Raw genomic sequence first — 17,545 nt, 5'->3', positions numbered from 1 at the left:
GTTCGGCATCATCGACAACCGCTGGCTTGGCCGCGCAGGCCCTGTAAGGCCTGCCAATCCCCCTGCCTGAAGGACTCTAACCACTCAAGTGCGCCAACCGCTGCTGAATGTCGCCGGCCAGGCGCTGGCAATCCTCGCTCGGAACCCCAGCCTGCTCGCATTGATCTGTCCATTGGCTCAAGGCGGCGGCCACCTGTTCGCGAATGCGCGTGGCGGCCATGGTGGGGACACCAAAGGTCCGCGCCAGATTCATCAGCGCCTCACGGGTTGGGCGCTGACCGGCGGCACCGAAATGCAGCACATGCTCGCCGCGCCGTGGTTCGTCGGGTAACAGGTCGTAAGCGGGAGTCAGCCGCCAAGCCGCGCCGGTGTGATAAAAGGAGAAGTTCTTGAGATGGTCATCGGTATTGCCGAGCATGGCGTTGAACACCATCTGTCGGTAAAGTGCGGGGATGTCCTGCTCGGGCTTGCCGGAAAGGGTGCGCACCACATCGGCCAGGTCGCTGTAGCCAAGCTGATACCAGCCAGTCGCGCCGAGCAAGGTCTGCGCACTGAGCATGTGGCGGCGCCCCTGCGCGGTGCAGTCGAAGCGCTCGACCAGCAAGGCGGCATGGCGGCCGAAGCCCTGGACGCGAAAAGACGGCACGGACAGGCCGGCTTCGCGCGCCAGCGCCAAGCAGACGGCTTCGACGCGCACCATATCCGCGCGATCTCGTGTCGAGCCGAGTTTGGCAATGCAGGCACGGCCGCCATCGTGCAACAGGATTTTTGGTCGCGCTCCACCCGGTGAGCTGGCCGCCCGGAACAAAGTGTCGAGATCACGCTCGTTCACTGTGGCTGGATCGGCGTCATAGCGCACTGCGGCGTCGACAAGCGTCTTTATGTCCAATACCGGCCGACTCTCTGGGGCCGGCGGAGCATCCCCGGTCGCATAGCTCAACGCCCCCAGACCGCGACCACCAAGGCATGCCAGCAAGCGCACCGGGGCTTGATCAGCCCGCGCTAATCGGTGTTGGCGAATCAGGAGCGCGCGCCCCCAGGCATCGGGCAGGGAATCCTCGAAGACGCCATGCAGGCCGGACTCGGGGGCGCTGGCCGGGAAGATGCCGGGGCGCAGGGGCAAATGGATCGGGTCCAACGCAAGCGCTTCGGCATGGTTGAGATATTCCGGCGCGTAGCGGAATTCGCCCTGCTGACGGCCGCCAGCGGCTTGGTCCGGTTGCGCGACGCGCAACTCGCCCACAAGCAAGAGCGCACCTCCAGGGGTGCGGCGCCAGACTGAGAGTTGCATCAGCGCTTGCCCGTTTTGGTGCTCATTGGCGGCGCGGGGCACGCTGGCGACTGAGGTCGGCATCGAACAGCGACTCAGGGATCAGCGTAGCGACGTCTTCCAGCGCGCTATAGAGTCGGATGGCGCGCAGCCAGGCACCAATCTGCGCGCTGGGGTCACCTTGCTCGAGTTTGCGATAGGTCGGCACCGAGAGCCCGATGCGGGCCGCCGCGCGAAACTGTGGCTCCTCGGCCAGCAGGCGGCGACGGCGAAGGCGTGCGCCCAAGGCCGTTAAGGTGGCTTGCTCGGCGTCTGTTAATGCAAACATGTATTTCCGTTATTAGGCGTTTTCTGACCTAAAGGAAATTTTGATTGCTTTTACTGTGAAATGCAATCTGGCCAGATCGGTGCGGGGCGAGCGATTGCGGGCCGGTCCTAACCCCTGCCGTGAATCCCGTGGCTTCATCATCCGAGGTGGCCGGGACCATGAGCCTTTAGACGACACGCACGTCGGAAATCAGTGAGATGATCGTGATCGCTGCTTGCTTTTTGGAAGGTTGAAGAGCTTGCCGCGCTGCGCTCGGCACCAATATGTCAGTACCAGGCGGGAAGACCCGCAAAGGATGCTCAAGTTGCTCTTGTTATCATGCGAGGGATAATCATGACCGCCACCCTGCGCCATCTGTTTCTCGCCAGCCTGTGGCGGCGACGGCTGCCGACGGCACTGTCGGTGCTGGCGATTGCGCTCGGGGTGGCGCTGGGGCTGGCGGTGCAGCTGATCCATCGCGGTGCTCTGGATGAGTTTCAGCGCGGCGTGCGGATTTTGAACGGTCAGGCGGATCTGCAAGTGCTGGCGGGCGCGAGTGGGTTTGACGATGCCCTGTTCGCGGCTATTGCCGAGCTGCCGGAGGTGGCCGCTGCCAGCCCGGTGCTGGAGCTGAGTGCGCGGCTGCCGGGCAGTCGCGAGACGCTGCGCATTCTTGGCGTTGATGTGCTCAGCCTGGCGGCGGTGAATGCGGCGCTGATGCCCGAGCCTGCCAATGCCGACGTTGCCAACGCGCCGAAGTCAGATTCAGAGTCAGAGCCAGCGCCGGACCCCGACGCTCCCCAGTCCGACGCCAGGCGCTCGCCCCCTGATCTGCTCGCGACTCTGCGCGAGGATGCACTTTTTCTGAGCCCGGCCGCCGCCGAGCGACTCGAACTCAAGCCCGGCGACAGTCTGACCCTGCAGGCCGGCACCGAGGAACTCCGGCTGCGCGTCGCCGGTAGCGTGCCCTCCGCCGGCGTCGGGCAGGAACTGGCGGTGATGGACATCGCCGCGGCCCAGTGGCAGTTTTCCCGCCTTGGCGTGCTGAGCCGCATCGATCTGCGCCTGCGCGAGAATCTGCCGCCGGCGCAGGCGCGCGCCGCCATTGCCGCGCAGCTCCCGCCGGGTCTCACTGTGCTGCCGCCGGAACAGGCCGCGAGCGAATCCCTCGGGCTGACGCGCGCCTATCGCGTCAATCTGACCATGCTCGCCACCATTGCGCTGCTCACCGGCGGCTTTCTGGTGTTCTCCACCCAGTGGCTCGCGGTGGTGCGCCGGCGCCAGGAGCTGGCCTTTCTACGCGCGCTGGGGCTGACGCGCGCGGAGCTGTGGCGCGGTCTGCTGGCCGAGGGTGCCCTGCTGGGACTGCTCGGCGGCTTGATCGGCGCACTACTGGCCTATCTGCTGGCGGCCCTGGCCTTCACCGCCGTCGGCGGGGATCTCGGTGCCGGGTTCTTTCGCGGCTTGAATCCGCAGTTGAGCTGGCAATGGCTCGCCACCCTGAGTTATGTCGCCCTTGGCGTGGGAGCCGGCCTGGCCGGTGCCTGGCTGCCGGCGCGGGAAGCGGCGCGCACCGCCCCGGCACAAGCGCTGAAAGCTGGAGATGAGGCCGAGGCCTATCGCGCCCGTCCGCGCTGGACCCTGGCGCTTGGCAGCGCCGGGCTGGCGGCGCTGCTCTGCACCCTGCCGCCGGTATGGGGCATTCCGGTGTTCGGCTATCTGGCGGTGCTGCTGATTTTGCTCGCTGCCATCCTCACCCTGCCAGGCGTAACACGACTGCTTGGCTGGCTGCGCTTTGGGCTGGTGTTTGCTGCCGGCCCCATTCCGCGGCTGGCGCAGGCGCGCCTCACCGCCGCCCCCGGGCAGACGGTGGTCGCTGGCGCTGGAGTCGTCGCCAGCGTCGCCCTGGCTGCCTCCATGGCGGTGATGGTCGATTCCTTTCGCGGCTCGGTCGATGACTGGCTCACGCGCATGCTGCCGGCCGATCTCTATCTGCGCGCGTCGGACGCCAGCGCCAGCGGCTTTCTCGCACCCGATCAGGTCGAGCAAGTGCGCGCCCTGCCCGGCGTGTGGGAGCTTTATCCGGTGCGCTTCGACAGCGTCCGACTCGATAGCGCCCGGGCTGCCCCCAGTCAGCCAGACCGCAGCTCGCGCAAAGATAAACAGCAGGGCGACAGCCAGCTAGAGAGCGGCGAATTCGCGAACAGCCAGCTCGAAAACGTTGGGCCGGCAGTCAGTCTGATCGCGCGGCGTGTCGATGGTGCTGGCGGCCTGCCGCTGGTGGCCGGCAGTCTGCAAAGGCGCGAGGATGCGCTGCCACCGGCCTGGATCTCCGAGGCGCTGGCCGATCAGCGTGGGCTCGGCGTCGGCGATCGCCTGGAGCTGCCGTTTGGCGGCACCTTGCGCGCCTTCACCATCGCAGGCATCTGGCGTGACTACGCGCGCCAGCACGGTTCCATTGTCATCCGCATGGACGACTACCGCGCACTGAGCGGCGACACCCTGACCAACGACCTGGGACTTATGCTCGCGCCAGACGCCGATCCGGAAGCCATCATGCACAGCATTCGCACCGCCCTGGGCGACTCGGTCAGCGAGATGATTCTGCCCGGCGATTTGCGCGCGATGATCCTGACCGTCTTCGACCGCACCTTTCTCGTCACCTATCTGATGGAAGGCGTGGCGGTGCTGATTGGCCTGTTCGGCATCGCCACCACCTTTGCCGCGCTTGCGAGCAGCCGGCGCAAGGAATTTGGCATTCTGCGTCATCTCGGGCTCAACCGGGGCGACATCGGCCGGCTGCTGGGGCTGGAGGCGGCGCTCGGCGCCCTGCTCTCGGTGTTGGTTGGTCTGATCGCCGGCGGTGGCATCGCCTGGGTGCTGATCGAGGTCATCAACCGCCAGAGCTTCCACTGGAGCATGGAGCTGGCGGTGCCGGTGGTGCTGCTGACCTTGTTCGCGACAACCATGGTGGTGCTGGCTGCTGCCGCAGCGCGGGTTGCCGGCAATCAGGCCATGCGACAAGACGCGGTGCTGGCGGTGCGGGAGGATTGGTGATGAAGCAGGCGCGACCCAAAACCTTCCTTGCCAGACCTCGATGGCATGATTCCGAGCACCAGAGAGCCGGTCGCACCGAGTCGCGGCACCGGAACCGCCGGGTTCGCGGGATAGCGAACCAATTACGGTCCCTGGCCGCGCCGATCGCACGCATCCCGGCTCTGTGCGCGGTTCTGTCCTGGATACCGGCTTGGATAGCGGTCTCGATACTGCTGTGGATGCCGACAGTTCCGGCGATCGCCGAGGATGCCGGCCACTTCACCCAGGTGACCCCCGAGCGCGCTCTGAGCTTCCCGCGCGACTTCGGCGCCCATCCGAGCTACCGCACCGAATGGTGGTACATCACCGGCTGGCTCACCGACGACCAAGGCCGCGAGCGCGGCTTTCAGGTGACATTCTTTCGCTCCGCGACCGGCATCGGCGCTGATAATCCCAGCCGCTTCGCGCCCCGGCAGTTGATCCTCGCCCATGCCGCACTAGCCGATCCGGACACCGGCCACCTGCTGCATGACGAGCGCGCCGCGCGCGAGCTGCCGCCGCTGGCCGGGCTGTCGCGCGAGGACACCCACGTCTGGATTCAAGACTGGGCGCTAAAACGCGACCCGACCACCGACAGCTATCACGCCAGCATCCAGGCCGATGACTTCGCCTTCGACCTGCGCCTGACCCCGCCCGCCCCGCCCGTGCTCAATGGCCGCGACGGGTTCAGTCAGAAAAGCCCTGACCCGAGCGACGCAAGTTACTATTACAGTCGCCCCCAGCTCGCGGTGACCGGGGAGTTGCGCCTGTCCGCCACGGACACGAAAACCGGCGCTGACAGCGGGCCGAAAGCCGCCGAGAACCAAGCGCGCGCCGTTACCGGACACGCCTGGCTAGACCATGAATGGTCCACCGCCTATCTGCCCGAGCAGGCGGCGGGCTGGGACTGGATCGGCATCAACCTGAACGACGGGGGCTCGCTGATGGCCTATCGGATGCGCCAGGTCGATGGAAGCAAGCTCTGGGCCGGCGGCACTCTGGTTCGCCCCGGGCAGCCAACCCGCATCCTGATGCCGGATGAGATCGATTTCACGCCCGAGCGCTTCTGGCAATCGTCGCGCACCGGAACCCGCTACCCGATCGAATGGAAACTGGATCTACCCGGCCAGCGCCTGCGCCTGGTGCCACTGATGGACGACCAGGAGCTCGACGCGCGCCGCTCCACCGCGACCATCTATTGGGAGGGCGCGGTTCAGGTGCTTGAGCAAGCTGACAGGGGAGAAGACAGCGCCAGGCCCGCTGAAATCGGCCGTGGCTATCTGGAAATGACCGGGTATTGGCAGCGTCAGTCGCGACTCTAACCGCACGCGAGCGACTTGAAGCAAGCCGACGGTCGCGCTATAAAATACAGCGGGACCCGGTCATTGCCGAGGTCCCTGTCGTTTAATCCGTTCACTGTTGAGGGTTAAGTTATGACCAAAACACCCAAGCCCAATAGACTTAAGCTCGGTTTCGCGGCAGCCCTGATCGCCGGCGCTGGCGTGCTCGCCAGTATGCCAGCACAGGCGTTCTGGTGGCCCTGGTCGGGCGGCGGGCCATGGAACGGCGGCCCCTGGGGCGGTAACCCCTGGTATGGTGGCTATTATCCCTATTACGGCAGTTACTATCCGTACTATGGCGGCTATGCGCCTTACTATGGCGGTTACACCCCGTACTACGGTTATCCTTATGGCGGATATGCCTATCCATACTCCGGGTATTATCCGTACCAAAGCGCACCGGCCCAATCATCGTCGAAGGACTAATCCCCCGCGACCTAAGCGCCTCGCCGAGGCGCTTTAGCCCGCACTCGAGCCCCGCGTTTCCTCGGGCACGCTTCCTGAAACCCTGCGGACTTCCCAGGGTATCGGGGCCCGCGGATCAGACGCGGGGCTCTTCATGTCAGACATCGGCCACAACGAGATTTCACTCTCAACCGACCCTCTCTCCTCGCAAGGCGGCTTTATATGTCCCAATTCCTCTGGGCGCTGCTGCTCAGCCTCTATGTGCTGGGCGTTTTGTTCCTCACCATCCTGCCCTATCGCTGGATGGTCGCGCGCGGCATGGAGCCGATTCGGGCGGTCTACTACAACCGCAAGATCGTGCACATGGCCGCCGGCGGGGTTGGGTCGCTGGCGGTGCCGCTGGTTTTCACCAGTCCCTGGGTACCCTTGGTTGCAGGGTTACTCCTGACCGCGCTGACCTGGGCCGCACACCTCAGCGGCTGGCGGTTTTATTGGTTCCAGACACAGGAGAACCAAAACGACGTCAAGTTCGCGCTCATGTGGGCGCTGTCGGTCTCCGCGCTCTGGTGGCTACTGAATGAGCCCTCGCTGGCCATTCTGCCGGCGCTCTATATGGCTTTTGGCGACGGGGTGACGGGCATCGCACGCAATGCGCTGATCCGCCATCGCTCAAAGAGCCCGGTGGGCAATGTCTTCATGCTGCTGCTGTGCGTGCCGATCGGCTATGTGGTGGGCCTCCATGCCCAACCGGCAATTCCATTGTGGGGGATGCTCTCGGCCGTTGTCGCGACTATCGTGGAACGCTACGAGTTCGGACCGATTGACGACAATATCCTGATCACTGTCACCTCCAGCCTGATACTGGTGCTGGGGGTGTGGGTCGGTCCGCTGGCGTAGCTGCCGATCCAGACGCGCTCTGTGCCTGCCTTCAAGGCTTGATGTAAGCAAATCCTTGCTGCTGAAGCCGCCCAAGCTCGGCGACGCCACTCGGCACGATGTCGGAGTCGGACACATCATAGAGCGCATCCCGTGGAATATCGCGCCCATTCAAGGTGTTTGCGCACACTTCAAAGACTACTCCCTGGGACTTTAACCCAGCGATTCGCGCTTGCATATTCGCATCGGCACTGGCCGATTTCATCTTCGTGTCCTCCAGATAGTCAGGGTCCAGCACCAGGGATACGCCATCGCCGTGCATGACGACTTTGGCCTCAAGTTTGTCGGCTCCAACAGCGTTGATGTGATTTTGAATGTTGCGCAGCGCCGCTGTCTGTAGCTGAGGGTCGTAGTAGTTGACGTGATAGACCACTTTTTGCGGCTCATAGGCGGTCTCTGAATGCGCGATACCGCTCGCAAGCATACTGAAAAGCAGGGTTAAAAAAAGCCGCCGAGTAAACATGGGCCGTTCTCCTTTGGTGTTCATGATGTCTTGTTGATTTGACGCTTGCACTGTTATCAGGCAATTGCGCAAAGCAATACCTCATCAGGGTCTAGTGAAAACAGTGACAGCGACAGGACAGTTGCGGCTTCCGGCTATTTTTCAAGATCACAGCGGATTAATGAATCAGTCTTTTCTTATGTTCTAATTTGCTTTATTGATGAGATACTTATCGATGACTGATTTGCCGTTTTCTTTCCCCTGCACACTTTAGTGGAACTCATTTCGATGCTATAGTCCGCAGCGATGGCAGCGTGTTCACTGTACGGAACAACATCACAAGCTGTAGCAAAGTACAACCGACATGATGAGATAAGGACGCGGCAACAGCGTCGCTAACAAAGGAGGCGGGGCTGATGAGTATGGTGCTACCAAAGCTGACGCGGAAGCTTTGCTACGACATGGTCGCATGGATGACCGGTCTCGGCTTGGCGATCGGTCTGCTGTTTCCCTTCATCATGCATTGGCTTGGCTTTCCAGCCGAAGAGGTCTATTCATTGCGGTTCCGGCTGGCCTGCCTGACCGCGGGTCTGATGGTGGCCCTGGCCAATTTCCTGGTCGCACGCTGGGTGGTGGCACCGCGATTGCGGCGGCTTTCAAAACAAACCCGCAAGGTCGAGGCCGCCATCCGCCGTGCCACCGACACCAACAACTGGCAGCAATGCACCCCCGAGAAATGCCAGCTCACCATCGACTCGGCTGACGAGATCGGAGAAATCGCACGCTCTTTCAACGACCTAGTCGACGCGCTCCTGCTCTCGCACGCGGTCGAGGCTGCGGTGAACGAGTTCGTCCATCGCCTAACCGGCAAGCTGGAACTCGAGCCCATGTCGGAAGAGGCCCTCGATCGGCTGATCGAGCACACCCAGGCCGATGCCGGCGCGGTCATCGTCGAGCAGGCAGGCGAACTGACACTGACCGCGCAGCGCGGCATTCACGGCCTCACCGATCCATCCGCCAGCGAGCCGGTGCGCCATTGCCTGGCGGCCAACCACGCGGTGACCGTCACCCTACCGGACGATGTCGCCATCGACGCGGTGCTGACCCGCTTTCGCCCGCGCCAGTTGGTGTTGATTCCCCTCGCCTTCAAAGGGGTGGCACTGGGGCTGTTCTTGCTCGCGCGCGCGCATGAGTTCAGCCAACATGCGCGGCGCATGATGACGCTCTTTCAGCAGAGCTTCGCGCTCGCGCTGAACAATGCCCAGGCACACCATCATTTGCAGCATCTGGTGGTCATCGACCCGCTGACCGGCCTGTATAACCGCCGTTTCGGCATGGCACGGCTGCACGAGGAATTCCAACGCGCCAACCGCAGCGACAGCGATCTTAGCCTGCTGATGCTGGACATCGACCACTTCAAGGCCGTCAACGACGATCACGGACACCTGATCGGGGACCGCGTGCTGGTGGAGGTTTCGCAAACGCTCAAACGCTTGTCGCGCCAGGGCGATATCGTGCTGCGTTATGGCGGTGAGGAGTTTCTGATTCTGTTGCCGGGCGCCGACGGCAAGGCGGCCCGTGCGCTGGCCGAGCGCATTTGCGAGGCGGTAGCTGATCAGGTCGTCGAGACGGCAAAGCTGCGCCTGCAGGTCACCATCAGCATCGGGCTCGCCTGCTTCCCGGCGCAGGATGCCGATTCCCCTGACGAGCTAATCGCCGCGGCGGACAGCGCGCTCTATCAAGCCAAACAGGCCGGGCGCAATCGGGTTCAGCAGTGCCGTTTGGATTCCCGCCCGGCATCTGGGCTAGACTAAGCAGACACCCCGCCCGCGCCGCTCTGCACCGCGCCCGGAATATGGGCCCAAAATATTCGCCCGGACTGGCGCGGATCGCGGCTTGGCCTGTCTTTGCCTGCCCAATTTTGTGTCTGGAGAAGCCCCGATGTCCGAAAAAGCCCCCTGGATCACCTATCGCCCCGAACTCAAGGTACTCGACTGCACCGTGCGCGATGGGGGCTTGATCAATGCACACCAGTTTTCCGATGACTTCGTGAAAGCCGCCTACCAGGCCTGCCTGGCAGCCGGGCTCGACTACATGGAGATCGGTTACAAAAACTCGAAAAAGACTTTCCCGAAGAAGCAGTTCGGCCCCTGGCGCCACTGTGACGAGGAGGATATGCGCCGCGTGGTGGGCGACCATGACGGCGCCAGCACCGGCATGAAGCTCGCCGCCATGGCTGACGCCGGCAAGAGCGACTGGGAAACCGAGCTGCTACCAGCCCCCGACAGCGTGCTGGATGTGATCCGGGTCGCCTTCTACGCCCATCAGGTCTCTGAGGCGGTGGAGATGATCGCCCACGCCCATGAGCTGGGCTATGAGACCACGGCCAATCTGATGGCAGTGTCCAACATCACCGAGGAGGAAATCGACACCGTCCTTGAGGCCGTCGCCCCCACGACCGCCTCGACCATGGTCATCGTCGACAGCTTCGGCTACCTGTATCGCGAGCAGATCGATCGGCTCTATCGCAAATACTCCGCGGCCATGGCGGAAACCGGCAAGGACATCGGCATTCACGCCCATAACAATCTGCAGCTCGCCTTTGCCAACACCATCGAGGCCATCATCCTTGGCTGCAACCGCGTCGACGCGACCATCTTCGGCATGGGCCGCGGCGCCGGCAACTGCCATACCGAGCTGCTGCTGGGCTTTCTGCGCAACCCCAAGTTCGACGTGCGCCCGATTATCGAGGTGATCCAGCATCACGTCATCCCGCTGCGCGAGCAGATCGAGTGGGGACCGCTGGTGCCCTATAACATCACCGGGCAGCTCAACCAGCACCCGCGCGCGGCGATCGAATGGCGCGAGGGCAAGACCCCGGACGATTTTCTGGCCTTCTACGACAAGGTCGTCGCCGAGATCTGATAATCATCCCCACGCCGCCGGGAACGGCGGCGCGTGCGACCCATCATCAATCGCTGATCCAGGGTATTGTCACCAGCGATTATTCAGGAACGACCGAAGTCGCCATACTTAGCGGGTTTCGCCGGGCTGATAGCCAAGATTAAGGTCAGGACAAGGAACTCGCCATGCGCGTATTCAACACCATTCGCTTCAATAATCTGCGCGGCGACCTCTTCGGCGGCGTCACCGCTGCCGTGGTCGCCCTGCCAATGGCCCTGGCCTTTGGCGTGGCCTCTGGTGCCGGCGCCGAGGCAGGTCTTTATGGCGCCGTGCTGGTGGGGCTGTTCGCGGCGCTGTTTGGCGGCACCCCAACCCTGATCTCCGAGCCCACCGGCCCCATGACCGTGGTGATCACAGCGGTCATCACCAGCATCATGGCCGCGAACCCGGAAGGCGGCATGGCCATCGCCTTCACCACCGTGATGCTCGCCGGACTGTTTCAGATCCTGTTCGGCATCCTGAAGCTCGGGCGCTATGTCACCATGATGCCCTACACGGTGATTTCTGGCTTCATGTCGGGCATTGGCTTCATTCTGATTATTTTGCAATTACCCGTCCTGCTCGGCCATCCGACGCCGTCCGGCGGCGTACTCGGCTCCTTGCAGGCATTACCGGAACTCGCCGCCACCTTGCGGCCCGATGAACTGCTGCTTGGCGGCATTTCGCTCGCGGTTCTTTTGCTCATGCCCAAGCGCCTGCGCCGCCTGCTGCCGCCGCAGTTGCTCGCGCTGGTGGCCGGCACGCTAATCGCCGTACTGGTGATCGGCAGCGGTGATTACCGTGAAATCGGCGCCATCCCCTCCGGAGTCCCTTCGCTGCATCTGCCCACTCTGACAGCGGACCTGTGGCAAAGCATGCTGGTCGACGCGCTGGTCCTGGCCATGCTGGGCTCCATCGACGCGCTGCTCACCTCCGTCATCGCCGACAGCCTGACCCGCACCCATCACGACTCTGACAAAGAACTCATTGGCCAGGGGATCGGCAACATGGCCTCGGGCCTGTTCGGCGGTCTGCCGGGTGCGGGCGCAACCATGGGCACAGTAGTCAATATTCAGACCGGGGCGCGCACAGCCCTCTCCGGCCTGACGCGCGCCGTCATTCTCGCCGTGGTCGTGCTCTGGGCCACAGGCCTGGTCTCAATCATTCCGCTTGCGGTGCTGGCAGGCATCGCCATTAAGGTCGGGCTCGACATCATCGACTGGGACTTTCTGCGCCGTGCGCATCGGGTCTCCTTACGCGGTGCACTCATCATGTACGGTGTGATCGCGCTGACAGTCTTTGTCGACCTCATCACCGCCGTGGGCATCGGGTTGTTCGTCGCCAACATCCTCACCATTCGCCGCCTGGCTGACCTCCAATCAGAAGGGGTGCGCCTGTTCGGCGGCGGCGCCAACGCGGCGGACATGGACTGCCCCAAGGCAACCAACGAGGAGAAGAAAATCATCGGCGATCCTGACAATGGCATTGCACTGCTGTGCCTGAGCGGCCCGCTGATTTTTGGCGCCGCCAAGGCCATTACCCGGCAGCAGACCGACATTGCCCACGCGCGCAGCCTGATCGTCGATCTCACCGATGTCCCGCACATGGGCGTGACCAGCTCCATGGCGATCGAGACCACGGTGATCGAGGCCAGTCACCACGGCTGCCGGGTGTATTTTGCCGGCGCCCAGCCCGCCACGCGCAAACGCCTCGAGAGCCTCGGCCTGCTGAAACTGGTGCCGGCAGAGAACTGGATCGGCAGCCGCCCCGATGCGCTGAAAACCGCCATCGCCGACCGCGCCGGCCAGCGTCCGGCGCCTCTCGCGGCGGGAGGTTAATCGACTAGCCCGTTGGAGCGGGCCAGCCCCGCTCGACAATAACAATCGAAATGCTGCCTAGCTGTCGGCAAGTTGCCCATTTTTTGTTGTCTCCCATTGCACTGCCAGACCAGCCTTCTGACCAATGGCGATATTCCTGGTCAATTCTCAGCTTGAAGAATGCCGAACGATCGACACCAGTCTGCGCGCCACCGCCTCGCCGATTCTGGACGTCTAGGCTGCATGGGGCTCAACCTCGGCCTTGATGGCTCGGCCAGTGAGGTCGTGCGCGACGCGTTGAGGCACTTGGAGGAACGCAACAGCAAGATGGCCGCTCTCCGGGCACATCTGGCTGAGGGTGAAGAACAAGCTCTGCGTGGCCAGTTCGTTGCTGATTATTCAATCGATGCTCTCCTCGTGGAATCCGATCGGGAGGCATGAGCGGTTCTTTTCGGGTCACTCCTAGAGCGGCTAGCGACCTAGACACCCAGTCGGAACCAAAAAACGAGATCGAGACAAGGGCAATGCAGGACGCTAACTCAAATCCCCTGTTGACTCACTTGCGAATGGCGCACCCAGCCGGTGCGCACCAGCAAGCGATAAACGGCGGGTGCGAAAATCAGCCCGAGTGGCAAGGATAGGCCGACACCGCCGGCGATCACAATGGCCAGTGGCGGCCAGAAGGCGCCACCGGAGAACAGAATCAGCGGCAGAAACCCGCCCACCGTGGTCAGGGTGGTGGAGATGATGTGTCGCGTGGCACCGTTGATGGCATCGACCATCGCTGGAATGTCGCCTGCGGCTGCAGCAGGATGGGCGCGAATCGCCGCCAACACCACAATACTGTCGTTGATGGCGACCCCGATCAACCCGGCGCTGCCCAGCACCGGGTTAAACCCCAGTGGCCAGCCGCTCAGCCAGAGCGCAAGCATGCCCAGCGCCACCGAGAGCAGGCCCACCAGTGCAATGAGCGCGGCCAGGCTGAAACTGCGAAACGCCAGCACCAGGGTAGCGAGCATCAGGGCGCCCAGCAGTGGCGCATAGGCGAGCAACAGTCCGATGGCCTCGCCTTGCTCTTCGCTGTCGCCGGCAAATTCCAGGCGATAGCCGCTCGGTAGCGCGAATCCGGCATCGGCGATCTGTTGGCGCAAGCGTGCGGTCACTTCGATCGGCAAACTGTCTGCCCGCAGCCAGGCCTCAATGATGTTGACGCGCTCGCCGTCTCGGCGAGTGATGGAAGCGATTTCGGGCTCCAGGCTGAGCGGGCCCAGCGCTGCTGCAGGGATCCAAACGCCGCCCATGGGATCGCCAGTGGCATCGCTTTGGGCGCGGTTGGCCTCTGTAGGAATCAGCGGCAGGGTCGCGAGCCGCGCCAGATCGGCGCGCTCCGGTCCCGCCCAGCGCACCCGCACCGGCAAGCTTTGCACGTCTTCGAGGACCTGGCCACCTTCAACGCCGTCCAGCGCGGCGCGAAACTGGCTGGCGATCTCGTTCAGGCTGATGCCCAGGAGACGCGCCTGTTGCTCATTGGCATGCAACGTCAGCCGTGGACGGGCGTCGCCGATGCTGGCGCGACTCTCGGTCACCTCGGGCAGGCGATGGATGAGCGCGCGCACCTCCTCGCCGAGGCGTCTCAGCTCATCGCTATCCGGCCCCAGCAGCCGCAAGGCGATGGGCGCGGCAATGGGTGGCCCTTGACCGAAGGCACGCACGACAAGGCGCAGGGTTGGAAACCGCTCCGGCAGCTCCTGTTGTAGCACCGCGACCAGGCGACGCGCCTCCGCCACCGAGGTAGCGGTCACCGTGGCGCGCGCATAGGCGGGATTGTTGTCCTCGAGACGCAGCTGGTTGTAATACACCGGCGGCGAGCTGGCCCCGGCCACCCAGAACAACTGGCGCACGGCACCAGCGTCGCGAATCGCGGTCTCGGCGGCCGCCATCGCGGCGGCTGTGTCGGCGATGGAAGCACTCGGAGCATTCCAGATTTGCACTTCGAATTGGTCGCGATCCGCCGGCGGGAAGAACTGCAACCCCATCTGACCCACGGCCAGGATGCCTGCGAGCGGCAGCGGCAGGCAGGCCAGCGCGGCCAGCAGCGGGCGGCGCAGCAGTGCGGTCAGCAGGGCGCGGTAGGCGGCGGCCAGCCCCGGATGGCTGAGGCCATCCCGCCACCAGCGCGCGGCCTGGCCGGCCGTGCTTGACGGCCCCGACAGGCCAGCCAATGCCGGGATGAGGCTCATGCTGATCAAAAAGGAGGCGCCCAAGGCGAGAATCACCGCCGTGGCGATGGGGCCGACAAAATCCCCGACATTGCCCGGCAGCAACAGAATTGGCATGAATCCCAGTGCCGTGGTAAAGGTGGAGGCCGCAAGCGGGCCAAACAGATGCCGGATCCCAGCGGCCACGGCGGCATCCGGCGTCAGTCCACGAGCACGCTGCTTGCGCACCTCATCCGTCACCACGATGGCGTTGTCGATCAACAAGCCGATCGCGATGATCATGCCGAAGATGGTGATCTGGTGAATTTGCTGACCCACCAGATCAAGTCCCAGCAGAGTGACGGCGGCCGACAGCGGCAAGGCGGTGCCGACAATCAGCGCCGGACGCCAGCCCATGCTGAGCCACACCACGGCCATCACCACCAGGGCGCCGGCCAGCAGGTTGCCGCCCAGTTCGGCCAGGCGCGCGCTGGTGTAGCGATTCTGTTCGAACAGCACCTGCACGCTCAGGTCGCCGTCCGCCGGACTGGCATCCAGGGTGGCGGCGAAGGCCGCGACGCGCGCGCGAGCGGCCTCCGACCAGGCGTGCAGATCCAGCGCCGCGCGCGTGCGCACCCCGAGCAAGATGGCGCGCTGACCGTCGGCGGCGGCCATCGCGATCGGCGGCTCGCGCCAGGTCTTGTGCACCTTGGCGACATCACCGAGCTGCAAGAGCCGCCCATCGGCCGCGAGCACGGGCACGGTGCTGATGCGCTGCACGCTGTCGAGCTCACCCGCGACACTGAGTCGCAAGCGAGCGCCGTCGCCATAGACCGCACCGGCCGGGGCTTTGGCATCGGCCGCGGACAGGCGCGCGGCGAGTTGTTCCAGGGTGAGTCCAGCGGCCGCCAGGTCTGCCGCTTGCACTTCGACGCGGATTTCCTCCTCGGCGGCGCCGAAGCGCACCACCCGTTCGGTACCGGGCAGCGCGCGCAGATCATCCGCCAACGCCTCGGCGAGACGCGTGAGCAGACCCAATGGGGCGGGAGTGGCGTGCGCCGCGTTGGCGTCCGCTCCCGTCCAGGCGAGCGCGACCACCAGCGAGAAGGCCACCGCACCGCGCTCGGAGTCCAGTAGCGGCGGCCCCGCGCCCGCAGGCAGCGTGGCGGCGGCTGCGGCGAGCTTGTCGCGTAGTTCGGAAAACACACGCTCGTTGTCGGCGGCGGTGACGGCATCGTCGAGCTCGACGCCGATGGCCGAGAGGTCGCCGCTGGAGGTCGAATCGATCACCTTGACTTCCGCTACCTCGCGGATTGCGTCCTCGAGCGGCTTGGTGACCAAGGCCTCCACCCGCGCCGCGCTCGCCCCAGGGTAGGGCGTGACCACAAAGGCATAGCGGCTGACGATGCGCGGATCCTCGATGCGCGGCAGACTGCTCCACGCCGACAGTCCCGCGAGCGCGAGCAGCAGGATCGCCAGAATCAGCAGGTGGCGGTTGCGCAGCAGCGCGACCGCCGGTGTCATGGCCGCGGGGCGGCGCCAGTGTCCGCCGTTGTCGCGAGCGGGGGCGCGCAAGGATCCGGTACCGCGCGCGTGCGCACCGACTGACCCGGCACCACCCGCTGCGCACCGCCGGCCAGCACCCAGTCGCCGCGACCCAGGGCACCCCGCACAAAGGCGCACGCCGAACCGAGATGTAGCATTTGCAGTGGGCGGGCCACCAGGGTGGCACGCTCAGGACGACCGGCGTCCAGCGCGGCGTCATCCAACGGCGCAGCCATCAAGGCGCGCCACAGACCGCGATCACCTGCGCTGAGCGCCGCCAAGGGCAGCCAGAAGCCGTCCTCCGCAACCTGCTTGGTCAGATGCAGTTCCACCGGGGTGCCGGGCCTTGGGGCCGTGCCTTCCTCCGTCGGTTCGAAGAGTGCATCAACCGTCAGGCTGAGTGCCGAGCGCACCGGCAGCAGCGCGCGCAGACGGACCGTAAAAACCTGATCACCCACCTGCAACGGGTAATGCGCGTCGGGAACCAATTGGTCGGCCAGCGCGCCGGCAACCGCGATGCGAATCTCGGGCGCGCTGTCCTCCTGAAGCACCACAATGGGGCTGCCGGCAGCGACCACGCGACCGGTATCGGCCAGGCGCGCGATGATGGTACCGGCAAAAGGCGCGCGCAGCTCGGTCTTGGTCACATCCAGATCGAGCGCGTCGATGCGTGCCTGCGCGAGCTGCACGCGCGCGGCGGCGGCCGTGGCCCCTTCGCGCGCCTCGTCCAAGGCCTGATGCGTCACCGCGCCATCGGCGACGGAAGCCTGGTAGCGCCGGGCGGTGGCTTCGGCCAGCGCCAGTTCGGCCTTGGCATTGGCCAATTCCGCCAGCCGTTCGGCACGCGCGGCGAGTAACAAAGATTTATCCAAGCGCGCCAGGGAATCACCGGCCGCGACCTGGTCTCCCTCGCGAACCAAAAGTTTCGTCAAACGGCCACCGCGCTCGAAACCCAACTCGGAGCGCTGACGCGCCTCCACCCGGCCGACAAAAATCTGCTTCAGCTCGACACGGGTGCGTGGCTCGACGGGTACCACATCGACGAGCAGGCCAGGCTGGCTGCCGGGTTGCGCGCTTGGCGCCGATGCGGCCGCGACTGGCGCGGACACCAGGGCGGCAAGCAACAGGCCGCAAGACCACTGAATGGATAGACCGACAAGGGTTTGACGAGCCGACATCCAGAGGTTGAAACCGAGACCGTCTTGGCGCCCGCTGCCGGCTTTATTTGGTGGCACGCACATTTGGCATGGTGGGATAATTCGCCATC

At 64.5% G+C, this 17,545-nt stretch carries 13 protein-coding genes; 8 read left to right on the top strand and 5 right to left on the bottom strand.

Features of this window, described 5'->3' with window-relative positions; genetic code table 11:
* Positions 1–76 precede the first annotated feature (76 nt).
* Both Thiosp_RS03780 and Thiosp_RS03775 read right to left on the bottom strand, forming a co-directional pair.
* Positions 77–1,354 carry a type II toxin-antitoxin system HipA family toxin gene (locus Thiosp_RS03780; protein ID WP_201067225.1) on the bottom strand — a complete coding sequence of 426 codons (1,278 nt, stop codon included), beginning with the start codon at positions 1,352–1,354 and terminating at the stop codon, positions 77–79.
* Positions 1,314–1,598, bottom strand: a complete 285-nt coding sequence (locus tag Thiosp_RS03775) for a helix-turn-helix domain-containing protein (RefSeq protein ID WP_201067226.1) — start codon at positions 1,596–1,598, stop codon at positions 1,314–1,316. Before Thiosp_RS03775 ends, Thiosp_RS03780 begins: the two co-directional genes overlap by 41 nt.
* A gap of 333 nt (positions 1,599–1,931) precedes the next feature.
* Here Thiosp_RS03775 and Thiosp_RS03770 point away from each other — a divergent pair, with 333 nt between their 5' ends.
* From Thiosp_RS03770 to Thiosp_RS03755, 4 genes are all read left to right on the top strand, one after another.
* Positions 1,932–4,634 carry an FtsX-like permease family protein gene (locus Thiosp_RS03770; protein WP_201067227.1) on the top strand — a complete coding sequence of 901 codons (2,703 nt, stop codon included), beginning with the start codon at positions 1,932–1,934 and terminating at the stop codon, positions 4,632–4,634.
* A 218-nt stretch (positions 4,635–4,852) separates the two neighbouring features.
* Positions 4,853–5,974, top strand: a complete 1,122-nt coding sequence (locus tag Thiosp_RS03765) for a lipocalin-like domain-containing protein (protein WP_201067228.1) — start codon at positions 4,853–4,855, stop codon at positions 5,972–5,974.
* 111 nt (positions 5,975–6,085) lie between these two features.
* Positions 6,086–6,418 (top strand): hypothetical protein, encoded by a 333-nt coding sequence (locus tag Thiosp_RS03760; RefSeq protein WP_201067229.1) that lies wholly within the window; start codon positions 6,086–6,088, stop codon positions 6,416–6,418.
* A 201-nt stretch (positions 6,419–6,619) separates the two neighbouring features.
* Complete coding sequence (locus Thiosp_RS03755) at positions 6,620–7,294, top strand: hypothetical protein (RefSeq protein WP_201067231.1); 675 nt, start codon at positions 6,620–6,622, stop codon at positions 7,292–7,294.
* 31 nt (positions 7,295–7,325) lie between these two features.
* Here Thiosp_RS03755 and Thiosp_RS03750 read toward each other — a convergent pair whose 3' ends face one another.
* Positions 7,326–7,796, bottom strand: a complete 471-nt coding sequence (locus tag Thiosp_RS03750; protein ID WP_201067273.1) for a DsrE family protein — start codon at positions 7,794–7,796, stop codon at positions 7,326–7,328.
* A 395-nt stretch (positions 7,797–8,191) separates the two neighbouring features.
* Between Thiosp_RS03750 and Thiosp_RS03745 the strand changes: the two genes are divergently transcribed.
* The 4 genes from Thiosp_RS03745 (at position 8,192) to Thiosp_RS03730 (ending at position 12,976) form a co-directional block, all read left to right on the top strand.
* On the top strand, positions 8,192–9,589 hold the full coding sequence (locus tag Thiosp_RS03745; RefSeq protein WP_201067233.1) for a GGDEF domain-containing protein: 1,398 nt from the start codon (positions 8,192–8,194) through the stop codon (positions 9,587–9,589).
* Positions 9,590–9,716: 127 nt separating this feature from the next.
* A complete protein-coding gene (locus Thiosp_RS03740; protein WP_201067236.1) occupies positions 9,717–10,700 on the top strand; it encodes an aldolase catalytic domain-containing protein in 984 nt (327 codons plus the stop codon).
* 164 nt (positions 10,701–10,864) lie between these two features.
* Positions 10,865–12,556, top strand: a complete 1,692-nt coding sequence (locus Thiosp_RS03735; protein WP_201067237.1) for a SulP family inorganic anion transporter — start codon at positions 10,865–10,867, stop codon at positions 12,554–12,556.
* A gap of 222 nt (positions 12,557–12,778) precedes the next feature.
* Entirely contained in the window at positions 12,779–12,976 is a 198-nt protein-coding gene (locus Thiosp_RS03730; RefSeq protein WP_201067238.1) for a type II toxin-antitoxin system ParD family antitoxin, read from the top strand.
* Positions 12,977–13,074: 98 nt separating this feature from the next.
* Here the strand turns inward: Thiosp_RS03730 and Thiosp_RS03725 are convergent, their stop codons facing one another.
* Positions 13,075–16,308: an efflux RND transporter permease subunit gene (locus Thiosp_RS03725; RefSeq protein ID WP_201067239.1), complete on the bottom strand. Its 3,234-nt coding sequence runs from the start codon at positions 16,306–16,308 to the stop codon at positions 13,075–13,077.
* Positions 16,254–17,456 (bottom strand): efflux RND transporter periplasmic adaptor subunit, encoded by a 1,203-nt coding sequence (locus Thiosp_RS03720; RefSeq protein WP_201067240.1) that lies wholly within the window; start codon positions 17,454–17,456, stop codon positions 16,254–16,256. The genes Thiosp_RS03725 and Thiosp_RS03720 overlap by 55 nt, the downstream gene beginning before the upstream one ends.
* Positions 17,457–17,545 lie beyond the last annotated feature (89 nt).

The sequence above is a fragment of the Thiorhodovibrio litoralis genome (assembly GCF_033954455.1).
GTDB lineage: Bacteria > Pseudomonadota > Gammaproteobacteria > Chromatiales > Chromatiaceae > Thiorhodovibrio > Thiorhodovibrio litoralis.
The sequence above is the reverse complement of the archived record's forward strand: the minus strand, read 5'-3'. Positions and strand labels throughout refer to the sequence as shown.

Bases quoted from the DNA above. Each gene is read 5' to 3' on its own strand.
- Thiosp_RS03745 (WP_201067233.1), top strand. From the start codon at position 8,192: ATGAGTATGGTGCTACCAAAGCTGACGCGGAAGCTTTGCTACGACATG.
- Thiosp_RS03740 (WP_201067236.1), top strand. From the start codon at position 9,717: ATGTCCGAAAAAGCCCCCTGGATCACCTATCGCCCCGAACTCAAGGTA.
- Thiosp_RS03750 (WP_201067273.1), bottom strand. From the start codon at position 7,796: ATGTTTACTCGGCGGCTTTTTTTAACCCTGCTTTTCAGTATGCTTGCG.
- Thiosp_RS03720 (WP_201067240.1), bottom strand. From the start codon at position 17,456: ATGTCGGCTCGTCAAACCCTTGTCGGTCTATCCATTCAGTGGTCTTGC.
- Thiosp_RS03765 (WP_201067228.1), top strand. From the start codon at position 4,853: ATGCCGACAGTTCCGGCGATCGCCGAGGATGCCGGCCACTTCACCCAG.
- Thiosp_RS03775 (WP_201067226.1), bottom strand. From the start codon at position 1,598: ATGTTTGCATTAACAGACGCCGAGCAAGCCACCTTAACGGCCTTGGGC.
- Thiosp_RS03730 (WP_201067238.1), top strand. From the start codon at position 12,779: ATGGGGCTCAACCTCGGCCTTGATGGCTCGGCCAGTGAGGTCGTGCGC.
- Thiosp_RS03735 (WP_201067237.1), top strand. From the start codon at position 10,865: ATGCGCGTATTCAACACCATTCGCTTCAATAATCTGCGCGGCGACCTC.
- Thiosp_RS03760 (WP_201067229.1), top strand. From the start codon at position 6,086: ATGACCAAAACACCCAAGCCCAATAGACTTAAGCTCGGTTTCGCGGCA.
- Thiosp_RS03770 (WP_201067227.1), top strand. From the start codon at position 1,932: ATGACCGCCACCCTGCGCCATCTGTTTCTCGCCAGCCTGTGGCGGCGA.
- Thiosp_RS03755 (WP_201067231.1), top strand. From the start codon at position 6,620: ATGTCCCAATTCCTCTGGGCGCTGCTGCTCAGCCTCTATGTGCTGGGC.
- Thiosp_RS03780 (WP_201067225.1), bottom strand. From the start codon at position 1,354: ATGCCGACCTCAGTCGCCAGCGTGCCCCGCGCCGCCAATGAGCACCAA.